This window comes from Stenotrophomonas sp. YJH_SMC_8 (assembly GCF_059371315.1).
Map to the genome: position 1 here is coordinate 1 of NZ_JCAFUL010000016.1, position 16,226 is coordinate 16,226.

Consider the following 16,226-nt stretch of genomic DNA (forward strand, 5'->3'; position numbering starts at 1 on the left):
GGTAGAGCCGACTGTTAGTCGGCTGCTCTTTTGCTCCTGGTAGAGCCGACTGTTAGTCGGCTGCTCTTTTGCTCCTGGTAGAGCCGACTGTTAGTCGGCTGCTCTTTTGCTCCTGGTAGAGCCGACTGTTAGTCGGCTGCTTTTCGGTAATGCAGCCGACTAACAGTCGGCTCTACCGGGTCGGCTCTACCGGGTCGGCTCTACCGGGTCGGCTCTACCGGGTCGGCTCTACCGGCTCGGCTCTACAGAGAGCCGCTGCCGGCTCAGTGCGCCGGGGCGCCGTTGCCGTCGATCTTGCTCAGCTGGTACAGCTCCAGGCCGATGCGCTTGATCAGGCCCAGCTGCTGCTCCAGCCACCAGGCGTGGTCTTCCTCGGTGTCCTTCAGCTGCGCCAGCAGAATGTCGCGGCTCACGTAGTCGCCGTTCTCTTCGCACAGCTTCATGCCGGCGGCCAGATTGTTCCGAACGGCGTATTCAGTATCGAGATCCTTCTGCAGCATCTCTTCCACGGTCTTGCCGGGCTCGGTGGCATGCGGGCGCATGTCCGGGTCGCCGCCCAGGAACAGGATCCGGCGCAGCAGCGCATCGGCGTGCTGGGTTTCCTCTTCCATCTCGTGGTTCAGGCGTTCGTACAGCGCGAACAGGCCCTGGTCCTCGTAGCGGCGGGAATGGATGAAGTACTGGTCGCGGGCAGCGAGCTCGCCGCGCAGCAGTTCCTTCAGGCAGGCGATGACGTCCGGGTTGCCTTTCATGGGGGGCTCCTGTGAATCGATGTGGCATAGGGTGCCGCATTTCAGAATACGGTGATCTAATCGGAATCAGTCGCAGTTGCGCCTGCGGCTACAATCGGCCCACGAGTTCGGAAAGGACGTGCGATGCGACGTACATGGCGTTGGGTACTGGGCGTGTTGATCGCCATCGTCCTGGTCACCGCCCTGGTCCTGTGGCTGCTGTTGCGCGGCAGCCTGGCCGACCTGGACGGCGAGCATGCCCTGCCAGGGCTGGCCAAGCCGGTCACCATCGAGCGCGATGCGCTGGGCGTGGTCACCATCACCGCCGCCAGCCAGGCCGACGCCATGCGCGCATTGGGTCGCGTGCATGCGCAGGAACGTTATTTCGAAATGGACCTGATGCGCCGCAGCGCCGCCGGCGAGCTGTCGGCGCTGTTCGGGCCGAAGGCCATCGACGCCGACAAGCGCATGCGCGTGCATCGGCTGCGCGCGCGCACCGAGGCGAACATGCAGGCTGCGCTGGGCGACAACATCGAAGCCGTGAGCGCCTATGTCGGTGGGGTCAATGAGGGCCTGGCCGATCTCTCCGTGCGCCCGTGGGCCTACCTGCTGCTGCGGCAATCGCCACAACCGTGGCAGGCCAGCGACAGTGTGCTGGCCGGGCTGGCCATGTACGCCGACCTGCAGGACCCGGGCAACCAGACCGAGCTTGCACTGAGCCGCATCCGCGCAGTGGTGCCGCCCGCGCTGTACGCGCTCATCGCCCACGACGGCACCGAATGGGATGCACCGCTGTTCGGCGAACCCACCGGCAACGCCGCCCTGCCCGACGCCAGCCAGCTCGACCTGCGCACATTGAAGGGAAAATCCGGCACCGCGCAGGAAGAGGCGGACGCTGTCGGCAGCAACAACTTCGCGGTGGCCGGGGCGCTTACCGCCGATGGCCGCGCGATCGTCGCCGACGACATGCACCTGGGCCTGCGCGCACCGGGCCTGTGGTTCCGCGTGCGCCTGCGCTACCCGGACCCCCAGGCTGCCAGCGGCCAGGTCGATGTCACCGGTTTCTCGCTGCCCGGCCTGCCCGCGGTGATCGTGGGCAGCAACGGGCACGTGGCCTGGGGCTTCACCAACAGCTACATCGACACGGCGGACTACCGGACTGAACCGGCCAACGCCGCCGCGACCGTACATGAAGAACGCATCACCGTAGCCGGCCAGGCCGACGTGGTGTTCCCGGTGCGCGAAACCGCCTGGGGCCCGATCCTGCACACCCATGCCGATGGCAGCGGCGACGCGCTGCGCTGGGTCGCCCATCTGCCGGGCGCGGTACGGCTGGACTTCGGTGACCTGGCCCGCGCTGGCAATCTGGACGCGGCCCTGCAGTTCGCCGACCGCGCCGGCATTCCCGCGCAGAACCTGGTGGTCGGCGAACGCAGCGGACGCATCGCCTGGCGCCTGATCGGCGCCCGCCCGGACCGCGGCCCCGGCTGTGCGCCTGCGGGTTTCACGGCCGCCAACAACCAGGACTGCGCACCCTGGCCGATCCGCAGCGATGCCTCGCCGGCACTGATCGACCCACCCAACCACCGCCTGTGGACCGCCAACGGCCGCGTTCTGGACGGCGAGGCACTGGCCACCGCCGGCAACGGTGGCTATGACCTCGGTGCGCGGGCGCGGCAGATCCGTGACCTGCTCGCGATCCAGGAGCGCTTCGACGAGCATGACCTGCTGGCGATCCAGCTCGATGACCGCGCGGTGTTCCTGCAGCGCTGGTGGGCACTGCTGCACGACGTCATCGAACGCAGTGACGATCCCGCGCTGAAGCGATTGAAGGCGGTCAGCCATCAGTGGGGCGGGCGCGCTTCAGCCGACTCGGTCAGTTACCGGGTGGTGCGCGAGTTCCGCACGCAGGTGATGGAGACGCTGTCCGATGCGCTGCTGGCACCGGCCAATGCGCAGCTGGGTGAGGACTACCTCGATCCGCGCCTGGCGCAGCTGGAAGGCGTGGCCTGGCCGATGCTGCAGCAGCGCCCGGCCAACCTGCTGCCGCCAGCGTTCGGCAGCTGGGATGCGCTGCTGATCGATGCAGCACGTCGCACGGAAGCCGAGCTCTCCAGGCAAGGCCCACTGGCCAAGCGCACGTGGGGGGAACGCAATACCGCGGCGATCTGCCATCCGATCGCACGCGCGCTGCCGGAGTTCGCCAAGCGCTGGCTGTGCATGCCGGCCGACCGCCTGCCCGGCGACCGCGATATGCCGCGGGTGCAGACGCCGAACTTCGGTGCTTCCGAGCGCATGGTGGTATCGCCCGGCCACGAGGCCGACGGCATCGTGCACATGCCCGGCGGCCAGAGCGGGCATCCCCTGTCTCCGTACTGGGGCGCCGGCCACGAAGACTGGGTACATGGCCGCCCGACCCCGTTCCTGCCCGGCAAGGCGCAGCACACCATGACGCTGGTGCCAGCGCGGTAGTGCCGGCCGCTGGCCGGCAACCCCGGAAGACCCGGGGTCAGATCCCTTTTCCAATGGAAAAGGGATCTGACCCCATCACCGACGGTAGCGCCGCTCGATCAGGTTCAACAGCGGCCCGGTCATCGCCGTGGTCACCAGCGCCATGATCACCAGCACCGCAAACAGGCGGTCGCCCAGCAGGCCCAGCTCGTAGCCCAGGTTGAGCACGATCAGCTCCATCAGGCCGCGGGTATTCATCAGCGCGCCCAACCGCCATGCCTCACGCGTGGGCATGCCGGCACTGCGCGCAGCACTGAAGGTACCCAGCAGCTTGCCGACCGTGGCCACCACGATCACCACCGCGCACAGCACGATATCGCTGGCCTGCAATGCGTCGGCGCGCATGCGCAGACCGGTCATGGCGAAGAACAGCGGCAGCAGCAGCGTCACCGCGAACGGTTCGACGCGGGCCATCAGCAGCTCGCGCAGCTGCACGTTGGACGACACCGCCACGCCCGCAGCAAAGGCACCGAACAGCGCATGGATGCCGAGCATCTCGGTGACCAGCGCACTGGCCAGCGACAGCAGCAGGATGCCCAGCAGCCAGCGCCCTTCGCGTCCCGGCGCGATCTGCTGGCGGGCGAACCAGGGCTTCACCAGCCCCAGCATCAACGCCACGAACGCAACCACGCACAGCAGGTTGAGGCTGGCCGGCAGCCAGCCGCTGGCCTGGGCCGCGGCAACGATCAGCGCCAGCAGGCACCACGCGGTGGCGTCGCCCAAGGCGGCGCAGGCGATGGCGGTCTGGCCCAGCGATGTCTGGGTGATGCCACGGTCGGCGAGGATGCGCAGCAGCACCGGGAACGCGGTGATGCTCATCGAGATGCCGACGAACAGCGCGAACGCGGTGAAGCCCACACCTTCGGGGCCGTGCTGCGGGTACAGCCAGATCGCCAGCGCGATGCCGAGCACGAACGGCACCGCGATGCCGGCATGGCTGACCGTGAACGCAAAACGCCGTCGCCCGCGCAGCGCAGCCAGATCCAGCTCGGCACCGGCCACCAGCAGGAACATCAGCACGCCCAGCTGGCTGAGCATGCCCAGCGGCCCCAGCGAACTGGCCGGGAACAGCGCCCCATGCAGCTGCGGCAGCACGCTGCCCAGCACCAGTGGACCCATCATCAGGCCGGCCGCCATCTCGCCGATCACCGCCGGCTGGCCCAGCCGCTTCAGCAGTGCACCCGCCCCCTTGGCCACCAGCAACAGCACCAGCAGCTGCAGCAGGAACAGGCCCAGCGGCGAGGCCAGATGCTGCGCCCAGCCGCCCTCGGCCACAGCCGCAGCGCGGGCAACCGCAGCGGGTTCAGCAGGGCCAGCGAAGCGTGCCAGCAGTACACCGGCAAGCAAGGGCAGCGCGGCCCACGCCAGGTAGCGCCATCCCCACTTCATCGGCGGCCGTTGGCTGCCGCGCGGTACGTCCATGAACATTCCCCAATGTGCAGGGCGCCGATGATACGTCGCAAAAAGGGGACGGAGGGGATTAGGTCCTCCTTGTGCTCGCCGGGCGTGGCCCGGCGCTACCATCGCTCGGTAGCGCCGGGCCATGCCCGGCGGAAGCATTACGCCAGGGCTTGTTCGTGCACGCCGGCGATCGCGCGTCCGGAAGGGTCGGCCGCCGCCGCGAAGCTGGCATCCCAGGCGATCGCCGCCGGCGAGGAACAGGCAATCGATTTGCCGCCCGGCACGGTCTCGGCCGCCGCGCGGCTCGGGAAGAACTGCTCGAACAGGTGGCGGTAGTAGTACGCCTCCTTGGTCTGCGGCGGGTTGTGCGGGAAGCGCTTGTCGGCGGCCGCCAGCACACGATCGCTCACCTGCGCTTCGGCATGCGCCTTCAGCCCGTCGATCCAGCCGTAGCCGACGCCATCGCTGAACTGCTCCTTCTGCCGCCACAGGATGCTGTCCGGCAGGTAGCCATCGAACGCCTCGCGCAGCACCGCCTTCTCGATGCGACGGCCACCGAACCCGGCACCGACCATTTTGTGCGCGGCATCGAAGCGCATCGCCACGTCGAGGAATTCACGGTCCAGGAACGGCACGCGCGGCTCCACGCCCCAGGCCATCATCGACTTGTTGGCACGCAGGCAATCGTAGTTGTGCAGGGCGTCGAGCTTGCGCACCAGCTCGTCGTGGAATTCGCGCGCATCCGGCGCCTTGTGGAAGTACAGGTAACCACCGAAGATCTCGTCGCTGCCTTCACCGGACAGCACCATCTTCACGCCCATCGCCTTGATCCGCCGCGCCAGCAGGAACATCGGCGTCGACGCGCGGATGGTGGTGACGTCGTAGGTTTCGATGTGGCGGATCACTTCCGGCAGCACGTCCAGGCCTTCTTCGAAGGTGTATTCGAACCCGTGGTGCACAGTACCCAGCGCTTCGGCAGCAACCGCGGCAGCGGCCAGATCGGGCGATCCCTTCAGCCCGATCGCGAACGAGTGCAGGCGCGGCCACCAGGCTTCGGTCTGCGCGCCGTCCTCGATGCGACGGCGCGCGTAGCGTGCGGCCACGGCGGCCACCAGCGATGAATCCAGGCCACCTGACAGCAGTACGCCGTAGGGCACGTCGCTCATCAGCTGGCGCTCCACGGCATGCTCGAAGGCCTGCCGCAGTTCGGCGAGGTCGGCCTGGCGGCCCTGCACATCCGCATACTCACGCCACGGCTGCTGGTAGTAGCGCACCAGCTCGCCGCTGGCGCTGTCGAAGTAGTGGCCCGGCGGGAACTGCGCGACATCGGCGCAGGAATCGACCAGCGCCTTCATCTCCGAAGCCACGCGCAGGCGCCCCTGCGCATCGTGGCCCCAGTACAGCGGCACCACGCCGATCGGGTCGCGTGCCACCAGCACGCGGCCGCTGTCACGGTCCCACAGCGCGAAGGCGAAGATGCCGTTGAGCTGTTCCAGCCACTGCGCTGGCGATCCGCCCTGGCGGTACAGCGCGTTGATCACTTCGCAGTCCGAGCCGGTCTGGAAGTCGTAGGCGGTGGTCAGCGCGGCCTTCAGTTGCTGGTGGTTGTAGATTTCGCCGTTCACCGCCAGTGCCAGCTGGCCGTCGGCAGACAGCAGCGGTTGCGAGCCGCCGGCCGGATCGACGATGGCCAGCCGCTCGTGGACCAGCAATGCGCCTTCGTCCAGGTACACGCCGCTCCAGTCCGGGCCACGGTGGCGCTGGCGCTGCGACAGTTCCAGCGCGTGCCGGCGCAGGGCGGGAAGATCGTCACCGGCCTGCAGGCCGAAGATTCCGAAGATCGAACACATGGCGGAGCTCCTGTTGGGGGATTTCACGAGGGGAAGGTGTTCGACCGGCCATCCAGGCCCGGGAAGGCTTCGCCCGGGCACAAAAAAACCCGCATCGGCCGATGCGGGTTTTCTGGTGTCCGGGCGTGTGTTGCTGTCTATCTACCCAGGGCGCAGTCCCGCATCGGCCGCGCACGATTATTCGCGCGCAGATTGTTGCGGTTGTTGTTATTGACGGCGGTGGCCAGGCGGATCGACATGGGATCGACCGTACCCCGGTTTCCGGCGCGGCGCAACAGTTGCGTTGGCAACCACACGTGAAGCGCATAATGGCGCGCCCCGCAATGTGTAATGGAAATGCAACACCGCACTGGATGCACCGCCGTACTGGCCGCCCTGCTCTGCCTGGGCCTGGCCGCCTGCCAGACCCTGCCCCCGCCCTCCAGGCTGCCACCAGCACAGCAGCAGGCCCTGGAACAACGCGGCAGCGACGGCAGCTTTGACGGCGCCTGGGATACCGCAGAGACCTTCGAGCGCTTCAACGACCCGCGCGCGGTCGCCTACTACGAGCGTGCCGCTGCGGTCACGCCCTGGACCTTCCACAACACCAAGGCGGAAGAAGCACTGGGCCGGATCTGGACCTCCGGCACGCTGCGGCATGCCGACAGCCCCCGCATCGATCCTGCACCGGTGCTGCGCGCTTCGTGGCGACGCGGCGAGCGCGCCTACCTGGCTGCGGCCAACCACGGCAATCCCTACGCGTTCCACGACTTGGCTGCAGCCTATCGCCAGCAGGGCGACGCACAGCAGGCACTGCGCTGGGACCTGCGCGCGATGATCTATCACCGCTATCCAAGCCGTTCCTCGCGACTGCCGGATGCAGTGGCCGCGCAGGCCGGCACCGTGCACCCGCTGGTCGCCCACCTGCAGCGTCGCGCGGCGCGTGGCGATGCCGAGGCGCAGGTGGATCTGGGCGCGCTGCTGGAACGCGGCGTGGGCGTGCCGAGCGATCCGGCGCGTGCGTTGCAGCTGTACCAGCGTGCCGGGGAACAGGGCAATGTGTTCGGCCAGTACTTTGCCGGGCTGCTGCTGGGCCGGAGTGCGCCGGGCGTGGAAAAGGACACCGAGGCGGCGGCACGCTGGTTCGCGAAGGCCGAAGCGCAGCGCTTCTACATGGCGGCGCCCGGCTACTGGAAAAAAGCGGTCGAGCCGCCGTTCTTCCTTTTTTCGGAATAGTAGAGCCGGGCCGTGCTCGGCTGCTTCTGCCGGTAGACATCAGCCGAGCATGGCTCGGCTCTACAGGGATGCAGCCCCGGCGGGGGGCGTGCCGACCAACGGTCGGCACCCACCATTCCCACCCACCGTCTTTACACCAGCAGCCGTTCCACCAGCCGCTGGTACAGCCCGGGCAGTGCTTCCAGTTCGTCCACGCGCACGTTCTCGTCCACCTGGTGGATGCTGGCGTTGACCGGTCCTACTTCGATGCACTGCGCGCCCAAGGGCGCGATGAAGCGCGCATCGGAGGTACCGCCGCCGGTACTTTCTTCCGGCGCGCGGCCGATGTGCTCGGCCAGCACTGCGCGTGCCGCGGCGCGCAGCGTGCCTTCCGGGGTGTAGAACGGCTCACCGCTGCGGTGCCACTTCAGCGTGTACTGCAGGCCATGCCGGTCCAGCAGTGCGGCGATCTCTGCTTCCAGCTTCGGCGCGTCCCAATGCGGGTTGTAGCGGAGGTTGAAATCCACTTCGAGCTCGCCGGGAATCACGTTGTTGGCACCGGTGCCGGCGTGGATGTTGGAAATCTGCAGGCTGGTCGGCGGGAAGCTCTCGTAGCCGTCGTCCCAGCACCGCGCACTCAGTTCGGCCAGTGCCGGCGCCGCCTGGTGGATCGGATTGCGCGCTTTCTCCGGATACGCCACATGCCCCTGCACGCCCTGCACGCGCAGCTTGGCGGACAGGCTGCCGCGGCGGCCCACGCGCAGCAGGTCGCCCAGCGTCGCGGTCGATGACGGCTCACCGGTGATGCACCAGTCGATGCGCTGCCCGCGTGCGGCGAACAGGCGTGCAACGTGGCGCACGCCATCGATGGCATCGCCCTCCTCGTCGCTGGTCAGCAGTACCGCCAGCGTGCCGGGATGATCGGGATGCGCGGCGACGAACTGCTCGGCGGCGACCACGAACGCAGCCACGCTGCCTTTCATGTCGGCGGCACCGCGCCCGTACAGCACGCCATCGCGGATCTGTGGGGTGAACGGGTCGCTGGTCCAGGCTTCGCGCGGGCCGGTTGGCACCACGTCAGTGTGGCCCAGCAGGACCAGCACCGGAGCGCCTTGGCCATGGGTCGCCCACAGATTGTCGACGTCGCCCAGGCGCAGGTGGTCACAGTGGAATCCAGCCTGCTTCAGCCGCGCCGCCAGCAGCGCCTGGCAACCCGCATCGTCCGGCGTCACCGAAGACCGTGCGATCAGCTCGCAGGCCAGGTCGAGGACGGCACTCATGCGTCGCCCAGGCCGAAGCGGGCCTTGAAGCCGTTGTCACTGAAACCCTGGCTGGCCTTGCCATCGGCGGTGACCACCAGCGGGCGCTTGATCAGCTGCGGGTACTCGCGCAGCAGCAGCTTCCACTCGGCCTCGGAATCGGCGGCCTTGCGGTTGTCCGGCAGCTGCCGCCAGGTGGTGGAGGACTTGTTGACCATCGCCGCCAGCCCCCCCAGCTGCGCGGCCCATTCCAACAGCATTTCCGGGCTGGGTTTGTTCTCGCGGTAATCGACGAAGGTGTACGGCACGCCGAAGCGGTCCAGCCACTTGGTCGCCTTCTTGCAGGTATCGCAGTTCTTCAAACCGTAGACAGTGGTGCTCATGGCCATCTGTGATGCTGGAAAACAGGGGTCCAGAATCTCACAACAGGCGCTCGGACACGACCCGGAACGGCACTCTCGGCAGGCGGAAGGCGAGGCCCGATTCAAGCGCTACGCCCATCGCCTGCAGGCGCGGGCAGTGCAGCTCGCCTTCCAGGTGCAGAGGCTGCAGGCTGCCGATGTCCACTGGCAGCGCGATACGGGTGCTGGCCCAGTACCGATCGCAGGTGCGGGCGATGGCTTCGTCCTGGCAGGTCAGGAAGCGCAGCAGGGCCTGGTGGCCACCGAACGCCGCCGACCATGCGTCGTGCCGCCAGCCATCGGCTGCCTGCCACTGCAGTCCCAACGCGGGTGCACTGCCCTGCCCGCCTTCAATCAGCGTGTGGCCACGACCCGCGGCATCCAGCACATGTTCGAAGCGGGTGGAAAGATGGGGCTGCATGGCATCACTGAACGCGCGCGCCCCGGCGACGAAGACCAGCTGGTCCATCACGTTGCGATCGAACAGCACCACCGGCGCTGCGTCCGGATCGTCATCGCGGCGCAGGTACCAGCGCCAGTTGCTCTGCCGCGGCGACGGCATCAGCGCGCGCAGCGGCCCGGCCAGTGCGGGCCCGAAGTGCCCGTGACGGTAGCTGAGGATGGTGTACGGCGTGCGCCCGGCATGCACCACGTAGTGATGGCCCGGTGGCGGCAACGGTGCATGGCGCACGTCGACCCACCAGCTCGCGTAGACCACGTCGCGCACATCGCTGGCCAGCGCCGGCATCGGCCAACGCCGTGACAGCGCGCGACGCAGCCGGCTCCAGCGGGATGCATGCAGCAGCCGCGGCAGCATCCGTCCGAACGCGGTGTCGGACGGATGCCGGTAGATCGCGGACTGCGCCAGGTCTTCCGGCGCAGTCACCTTCAGTCGGCCAGGCCGCGCAGCAGGTCGTTGACGCTGGTCTTGCTGCGGGTCCTGGCATCGACCTGCTTGACGATCACCGCGCAGTACAGCGAGTGGGTGCCGTCCTTGCTCGGCAGCGAACCGGACACCACCACGCTGTACGGCGGGATGTAGCCGTAGCTGATCTCGCCGGTGGCGCGGTTGTAGATGCGGGTGCTCTGGCTGAGGAACACGCCCATGCCGATCACGCTGTGGTGGCCGACCACCACGCCTTCCACCACTTCCGAACGCGCGCCGATGAAGCAGTGGTCTTCAATGATGGTCGGGCTGGCCTGCAGCGGTTCCAGCACGCCGCCGATACCGGCACCGCCGGACAGGTGGCAGTGCTGGCCGATCTGGGCGCAGGAACCCACGGTGGCCCAGGTATCGACCATGGTGCCTTCACCTACATAGGCGCCGATGTTGGTGAAGCTCGGCATCAGCACCACGTCCTTGCCGAAGTACGTGCCGCGGCGGGCAATCGCGCCCGGCACCACGCGCACGCCACCGCGGCGGAACTTCGCCTCGTCATAACCGGCGAAGCGCGATTCGACCTTGTCCCAGAACGGCGCCGGGCGCGCGTCGACCACCGCCATGTCGTTGACGCGGAAGTACAGCAGCACCGCCTTCTTCAGCCACTCATTGACCTTCCAGCCACCGTGGCCGTCCGGCTCGGCAACGCGGAATTCGCCGCTTTCCAGGCCATCGATCACCCGGTTGACCAGCGGCCTGGTCGAGCCTTCCAGTTCGTGCAGGGTCAGCGTGGCACGGCGCTCGAAGGCGCTCTCGATGCCGAACTTCAGTTCTTCCACGCCCGGCGTGGCCGGCTTGCGCAGCGACTTGCGGGCGATGGTTTCGGCGCGTGCGGCTTCTGCACTCTTGGCCGGGGCCTTCTTCGGTGCCGCCACCTTCTTCGCCGGCGCCTTCACCGCTGCGGTTTTCTTCGGCGCGGCAGCCTTCTTCGCGGCCGGCACGGCGGCAATCTTCTTGGCCGCTGCGCTCTTGGCGGTGGCAGCAGTCTTCTTAACAGGCTTGGTGGCCATCAGGCGGGGTCTCCGGCGTTTCGATCAGGGTCCAGGCAGGCCAGCATCGCGTCATGCAGCTGCTGCCGGGCAGGTTCAGTCAGGGGGAGGTCGTGTTCGTCACTGATCACGAAGGTGTCTTCGGCGCGTTCGCCGAACGTGGCAATGCGCGCATCATGCACGCGCAGGCCCTGGTTGCGCAGCACGAACGCCACATCGGCCAGCAGGCCGGGGCGGTCGGGTGCGACCAGGGCAAAACGGGTTGCGCCCGGTTCATCGCGGAACTCGATGCGCGGGGCAAAGCGGAAATGGCGCAGCTGGCGCGGCACCACCCGACGCGACGGGCGCAGTCGCGACAGGTCACCACTGAGTGCCTCGCGCAGCGCGGCCTCCAGATTGGCGCTGCTGCCATCGGCGAAGCTGTCGGCCGGGTTCACTTCGAAGGTATCGAAAATGGTGTCGGCCGGACCATCCAGCACGCGCGCGCGATGGATGCCGTAGCCCTTGCGGTCCAGGGTCATCACGATGGCGGCGAACAGGCCGTCGCGGTCCGGCGAATGCACGAACACTTCCAGTGCCGGGTCGTCGACGCTGATGCGGCGCACCTTCACCAGCGCCTGGCCCTGTTTCACCGGTACCAGCGCGGCGGCCTGCCAGGCCAGCTGTTCCGGGCGCAGGCGGATGAAGCCTTCGTCGGGCATCACGGCGAACTGGCGGTCGATGGTGGCATCGTCGTAGCCCTGCTCGCGCACCAGCGCACGCACGCTGTCACGCGCCTCGGCCACGCGCTCGGCGGCAGGCACCGGGTGCTCAAGGCCTTCACGCAGCGCGCGCCGGGTCGCGAAATACAGGTCGGCCAGCAGGCGGTCCTTCCACGCGTTCCACAGCTTCGGGCTGGTGCCGGCGATATCGGCACAGGTCAGCAGGTACAGGTAGTCGAGGCGGTCGCGGCTGCCGACCAGGGTCGCAAAGCGATGGATCACCACCGGGTCGGCGATGTCCTGCTTCTGCGCGGTCACCGACATGCGCAGATGCTGTTCGACCAGCCAGGCCACCAGTTCGGTGTCGGAGATGCTCAGGGCATGCGCCTGGCAGAACGCGCGCGCATCGACCGCGCCCAGTTCGGAGTGGTCGCCACCGCGCCCCTTGGCAATGTCATGGAACAGGCCGGCCAGCAGCAACAGCTCCGGCTTGCGCAGGCGCGGCCACACCTCATGTGCGATCGAGAAGCGCTCGTCGGCACGGCTGCTGGCGAACTGGCCGATGTTGCGCAGGACCATCAGCGTGTGCTGGTCCACCGTATAGACATGGAACAGGTCGAACTGCATGCGCCCGCTGACCTGGGCGAATGCCGGAATCCACTGGCCGAGCACGCCCAGCCGCGCCATGCGCGAAAGCGTATCGACCGGGCGCTGGCCACGCAGCAGGGCCAGGAACTGCTCGCGCGCATCGGAGTCGGCCTGGTCGTAGGCCGGCAGCAGCGGCAGCGATTCGGCCAGCGCGCGCGCGGTCAGCGAATGCAGGCCGCGCACCTGCGGATTGTTGGCCCAGCTGGAGAACAGCGCGAACACCTGGCCGATATCGCCACGCGGCCAATCGGCATCATTGGCCGCCAGGTAGCCGCGTCGCAGGGAAAAACCCACGGTCAGCGGTTCCGGCTGCGCCTCGCCATCGAACTGCTCCTCGAAGCGCTGCAGCAGGCGGTCGCTGATCCGGCGTACCACCAGCGCGGCGCGGTAGAAGCCCTGCATCATCTTTTCGACACCGAGATTCTCGGCATCGTCTTCGAAGCCCAGGCGCGCGGCCAGGGTCTTCTGGTAATCGAAGCGCAGGCGCTCTTCCGGGCGGCGTGCCACCAGGTGCAGGCCGAACCGCAACCGCGCCAGCACCGCACGCTCGCGCTTCAGCGCGGCCGCTTCGTCGGCACCCAGGTGGCCCAGGCCGACCAGCGCTTCCAGGTCGCGCACGCCGAAGGCGCGCAGCGCCATCCAGCCCAGCGTGTTGAGATCGCGCAGGCCGCCGGGGCCATCCTTGAGATCCGGTTCCAGGTTGTCGGCGGTGTCGCCGAAACGCTGGTGGCGGTTGCGCAGCTCTTCCAGCTTGGCCAGGAAGAAGGCACGTGCAGGCCACAGCTCACGGTCGTCGATAGCCTCGCGCAGCGCACGGCGGGCAGTGTCCTCGGCCAGGATCGGACGCGCTTCGATCAGCGCGGTCAACACGGTCTGGTCGGCAGCAGCCTCGCGGCACTGCGCGGCACTGCGCACCGCATGGCTGACCGCCAGCCCGCAATCCCACAGCAGCGCGAACAGGCGCGCCAGTGCGGATTCGTGTGCCAGCTGTGCCGGCGGGTCGCCGAACACCAGCAGGTCGATGTCCGAGCGCGGGAACAGTTCACCGCGCCCATACCCCCCCACTGCGAACAGCGACAGGCCGCTGTCGGCCGGCAGGCAGCGCTGCCAGGCCAGGCGGATCAGATGATCGGCGGCACGCGCGCGCAGCGCCAGCAGGCGCTCGATGTTGTCGCCCTGGTCGAAGCGGCGGTACAGGCGCGCGTCGGCCTGCTGCAGCGCCTGGCGCGCAGCAGCAGCCCATTCCGGGTCGTTGAGCGACGCGGCCGGCGTGTCCAGCAGCGAACTCGCCGGCAGCATCCTCAGGAGACCTGCGACTCGCCCGGCGACAGCGTCAGCACGTCGACGCCGGTCTCGGTGACCGCGATCATGTGCTCCCACTGCGCCGACAGCTTGCGGTCCTTGGTCACCACGGTCCAGCCATCCGGCAGCACCTTGTTGTAACGGGTGCCCTCGTTGATCATCGGCTCGATGGTGAAGGTCATGCCCGGCTGCAGCACCAGGCCCTGGCCCGGGCGGCCGTAATGCACCACCTGCGGCTCGTCGTGGTAGACCTTGCCGATGCCGTGGCCGCAGTACTCGCGCACCACGCTGAAACGCTCGCCTTCGGCGTAGCTCTGGATGGCATGGCCGATGTCGCCCAGGGTTGCGCCCGGACGCACCGCACGGATGCCGCGCCACATCGCTTCGTACGTGGTTTCCACCAGGCGGCGGGCCATCACCGACGGCGTGCCGACGAAGTACATGCGGCTGGTGTCGCCGTGCCAGCCGTCCTTGATGACGGTAACGTCGATATTGATGATGTCGCCATCCTTGAGCACCTTCCCTTCGCTGGGAATGCCGTGGCAGATGACGTTGTTGACCGAGGTGCACACGGTCTTCGGGAAGCCGCGGTAGCCGACGTTGGCCGGAATCGCGCCCTGCACGTTCACGATGTGGTCGTGGCAGATGCGGTCCAGCTCCTCGGTGGTGACACCGGGCTTGACGTGGGGGGTGACGATGTCGAGCACTTCACTGGCCAGGCGGCCGGCGATGCGCATCATCTCGATTTCCTGCGGGGTTTTCAGATTCACGCTCATGGCGCCCATTATCGCCGATCCGGCTGCAATCTGAACGAACGCCACCCAACTGGCGATCCGGGGCATGCACGGTTCCGGCAAGGAAAGTGAAAGCGTGACGATCTCCACCCTTTCGCACGCCTATTTATCACGGATTACAGACACTTACCCGCACAAGCTGGCCGCGACCGTCGTCAAAGCGGCCCTGAACGCGCCGCCTTCGCCTTGTTCAACAGACCTTCGGGTCAGGGAGGTTGTCCATGCGATCCACGTTCCGCTCACCGCTCGCCTGGGCCCTGACCGGACTGTTGCTGGCCGGCCCCGCATTGGCGGCCGATACCACGACCTTCAACGTCACCCTGGTGGTCACCAAGGCCTGCACGATCACGGCCGCGGCCGCCACCAACGTTGATTTCGGCACGGCGGCCTCGACCACGGCGACCCCCACCCTGGGCCAGGGCACGGTGACCGCCCAGTGCTCGGCCCTGACCCCGTACACGATTTCGCTGAACGCGGGCGCCAATGCCAGCACCGCCAACGATGTCACCACCCGCCGGATGAAGAACACCAATGCCGCGGTGACCGCCAACAACTTCGTCGGCTACCAGCTGTACCAGGACGCCGCGCATACCCTGGTCTGGGGCGCCACCTCAGGCACCAACACCCAGGCCGGCATCGGCACCGGCCTGGCCGTGCCCTACATCGTCTACGGCCAGATCCTGAACCTGAGCACCAACAACCCGGCCACCGGTAACTACCTGGATACGGTTACCGCCACGATCACCTATTGATGGAGCACGCCCGCATGGCCGGACCCCGCCCGTGGCGCGCCACCGGCGTGGCGCTGCTCGCCCTTTGCCTGCTGGCCACCGCCCCTGCCGGTGCTACCAGCCTGCAGGTCGCCCCCACCAGCCTCCAGCTTGAGGCCCGCCAGCGCGCCGGCGAACTGTGGCTGACCAACAGTGGCACCTCGCCGGTCAGGCTGCAGGTGCGCGTCTTCCGCTGGGTACAGCAGGATGGCCAGGAACAACTGCTGCCCACCGATGAACTGCTGGCCACCCCTCCGATGCAGGAACTGGGCGCTGGCCAGCAGCAGCTGGTACGGGTGATGCGCCCGAACCACGAACCGCCTGCGGCACAGCAGTACTACCGGCTGATCGTCGACGAAGTGCCTGACCTGGCGACCCGTGCCAACGGCATGCAGTTCGTGCTGCGCTATTCGATTCCGGTGTTCGTGCAACCCTCGGGCGGCAAGCTGGCGCCGCGCCTGCAGGCCAGCCTGGTCCGGCTGGAGGACGGACGCAATGGCGTGGAGGTAGCCAACACCGGCAACGCCTATGCACAGATCGCCGACCTGGCGCTGGGCAGCGCCCAGCGTCCGCGCATCGTGCACCCCGGCCTGCTGGGGTATGTACTGCCCGGGCAGGTGATGCGCTGGCCGATCGAGCGCACGGCCATCGACCGCGACAACGACCAGATCACGGCCAAGCTCAATGGCGAGTCGGAACAGACGCCGCTGTCGCCACCACCGGCTCGCTGAGGCG

Annotated in this window: 13 protein-coding genes; 4 read left to right on the forward strand and 9 right to left on the reverse strand. The window is 67.9% G+C overall.

From position 1 onward, the window contains the following. Positions 1–263: 263 nt before the first annotated feature. Positions 264–752, reverse strand: coding sequence for a bacterioferritin (bfr, locus tag AC5P88_RS16990; protein WP_010486279.1), 489 nt, complete (start codon positions 750–752; stop codon positions 264–266). A gap of 123 nt (positions 753–875) precedes the next feature. On the opposite strand from bfr, the gene AC5P88_RS16995 reads away from it, so the two are divergent. Then, complete coding sequence (locus AC5P88_RS16995) at positions 876–3,203, forward strand: penicillin acylase family protein (protein WP_495225575.1); 2,328 nt, start codon at positions 876–878, stop codon at positions 3,201–3,203. Between the two features lie 75 nt (positions 3,204–3,278). Here AC5P88_RS16995 and AC5P88_RS17000 read toward each other — a convergent pair whose 3' ends face one another. After that, entirely contained in the window at positions 3,279–4,670 is a 1,392-nt protein-coding gene (locus tag AC5P88_RS17000) for a cation:proton antiporter domain-containing protein (RefSeq protein WP_495225576.1), read from the reverse strand. 131 nt (positions 4,671–4,801) lie between these two features. After that, positions 4,802–6,493: an asparagine synthase B gene (gene asnB, locus AC5P88_RS17005; protein ID WP_495225577.1), complete on the reverse strand. Its 1,692-nt coding sequence runs from the start codon at positions 6,491–6,493 to the stop codon at positions 4,802–4,804. Positions 6,494–6,829: 336 nt separating this feature from the next. Here asnB and AC5P88_RS17010 point away from each other — a divergent pair, with 336 nt between their 5' ends. After that, positions 6,830–7,708 carry a tetratricopeptide repeat protein gene (locus tag AC5P88_RS17010; protein WP_428992989.1) on the forward strand — a complete coding sequence of 293 codons (879 nt, stop codon included), beginning with the start codon at positions 6,830–6,832 and terminating at the stop codon, positions 7,706–7,708. Positions 7,709–7,839: 131 nt separating this feature from the next. On the opposite strand, the gene dapE is transcribed toward AC5P88_RS17010, so the two are convergent. From dapE to map, 6 genes are read right to left on the reverse strand one after another with little or no spacing between them, the layout of a single operon-like run. Next, complete coding sequence (gene dapE / locus AC5P88_RS17015) at positions 7,840–8,967, reverse strand: succinyl-diaminopimelate desuccinylase (RefSeq protein ID WP_495225578.1); 1,128 nt, start codon at positions 8,965–8,967, stop codon at positions 7,840–7,842. Continuing rightward, positions 8,964–9,335 carry an arsenate reductase gene (locus tag AC5P88_RS17020; RefSeq protein ID WP_180849163.1) on the reverse strand — a complete coding sequence of 124 codons (372 nt, stop codon included), beginning with the start codon at positions 9,333–9,335 and terminating at the stop codon, positions 8,964–8,966. Before AC5P88_RS17020 ends, dapE begins: the two co-directional genes overlap by 4 nt. 31 nt (positions 9,336–9,366) lie before the next feature. Then, positions 9,367–10,233, reverse strand: coding sequence for a hypothetical protein (locus AC5P88_RS17025; RefSeq protein ID WP_495225579.1), 867 nt, complete (start codon positions 10,231–10,233; stop codon positions 9,367–9,369). 2 nt (positions 10,234–10,235) lie between these two features. Beyond that, positions 10,236–11,297 (reverse strand): 2,3,4,5-tetrahydropyridine-2,6-dicarboxylate N-succinyltransferase, encoded by a 1,062-nt coding sequence (dapD, locus tag AC5P88_RS17030; RefSeq protein ID WP_495225580.1) that lies wholly within the window; start codon positions 11,295–11,297, stop codon positions 10,236–10,238. Then, positions 11,297–13,924, reverse strand: a complete 2,628-nt coding sequence (locus AC5P88_RS17035; protein ID WP_495225582.1) for a [protein-PII] uridylyltransferase — start codon at positions 13,922–13,924, stop codon at positions 11,297–11,299. The genes dapD and AC5P88_RS17035 overlap by 1 nt, the downstream gene beginning before the upstream one ends. A gap of 2 nt (positions 13,925–13,926) precedes the next feature. Beyond that, positions 13,927–14,769, reverse strand: coding sequence for a type I methionyl aminopeptidase (gene map / locus AC5P88_RS17040; RefSeq protein WP_005408754.1), 843 nt, complete (start codon positions 14,767–14,769; stop codon positions 13,927–13,929). 173 nt (positions 14,770–14,942) lie between these two features. Between map and AC5P88_RS17045 the strand changes: the two genes are divergently transcribed. Next, positions 14,943–15,473 (forward strand): Csu type fimbrial protein, encoded by a 531-nt coding sequence (locus tag AC5P88_RS17045; RefSeq protein ID WP_495225583.1) that lies wholly within the window; start codon positions 14,943–14,945, stop codon positions 15,471–15,473. Next, on the forward strand, positions 15,473–16,222 hold the full coding sequence (locus tag AC5P88_RS17050; protein WP_106550894.1) for a fimbrial biogenesis chaperone: 750 nt from the start codon (positions 15,473–15,475) through the stop codon (positions 16,220–16,222). Before AC5P88_RS17045 ends, AC5P88_RS17050 begins: the two co-directional genes overlap by 1 nt. Positions 16,223–16,226: the final 4 nt, after the last annotated feature.

Excerpts from the sequence above, each read along its gene's own strand:
- asnB (WP_495225577.1), bottom strand. The coding sequence starts at position 6,493 with ATGTGTTCGATCTTCGGAATCTTCGGCCTGCAGGCCGGTGACGATCTT.
- AC5P88_RS17045 (WP_495225583.1), top strand. The coding sequence starts at position 14,943 with ATGCGATCCACGTTCCGCTCACCGCTCGCCTGGGCCCTGACCGGACTG.
- dapE (WP_495225578.1), bottom strand. The coding sequence starts at position 8,967 with ATGAGTGCCGTCCTCGACCTGGCCTGCGAGCTGATCGCACGGTCTTCG.
- dapD (WP_495225580.1), bottom strand. The coding sequence starts at position 11,297 with ATGGCCACCAAGCCTGTTAAGAAGACTGCTGCCACCGCCAAGAGCGCA.
- AC5P88_RS17020 (WP_180849163.1), bottom strand. The coding sequence starts at position 9,335 with ATGGCCATGAGCACCACTGTCTACGGTTTGAAGAACTGCGATACCTGC.
- AC5P88_RS17035 (WP_495225582.1), bottom strand. The coding sequence starts at position 13,924 with ATGCTGCCGGCGAGTTCGCTGCTGGACACGCCGGCCGCGTCGCTCAAC.
- AC5P88_RS16995 (WP_495225575.1), top strand. The coding sequence starts at position 876 with ATGCGACGTACATGGCGTTGGGTACTGGGCGTGTTGATCGCCATCGTC.
- map (WP_005408754.1), bottom strand. The coding sequence starts at position 14,769 with ATGCCCCGGATCGCCAGTTGGGTGGCGTTCGTTCAGATTGCAGCCGGA.
- AC5P88_RS17050 (WP_106550894.1), top strand. The coding sequence starts at position 15,473 with ATGGAGCACGCCCGCATGGCCGGACCCCGCCCGTGGCGCGCCACCGGC.
- bfr (WP_010486279.1), bottom strand. The coding sequence starts at position 752 with ATGAAAGGCAACCCGGACGTCATCGCCTGCCTGAAGGAACTGCTGCGC.
- AC5P88_RS17000 (WP_495225576.1), bottom strand. The coding sequence starts at position 4,670 with ATGTTCATGGACGTACCGCGCGGCAGCCAACGGCCGCCGATGAAGTGG.
- AC5P88_RS17010 (WP_428992989.1), top strand. The coding sequence starts at position 6,830 with ATGCAACACCGCACTGGATGCACCGCCGTACTGGCCGCCCTGCTCTGC.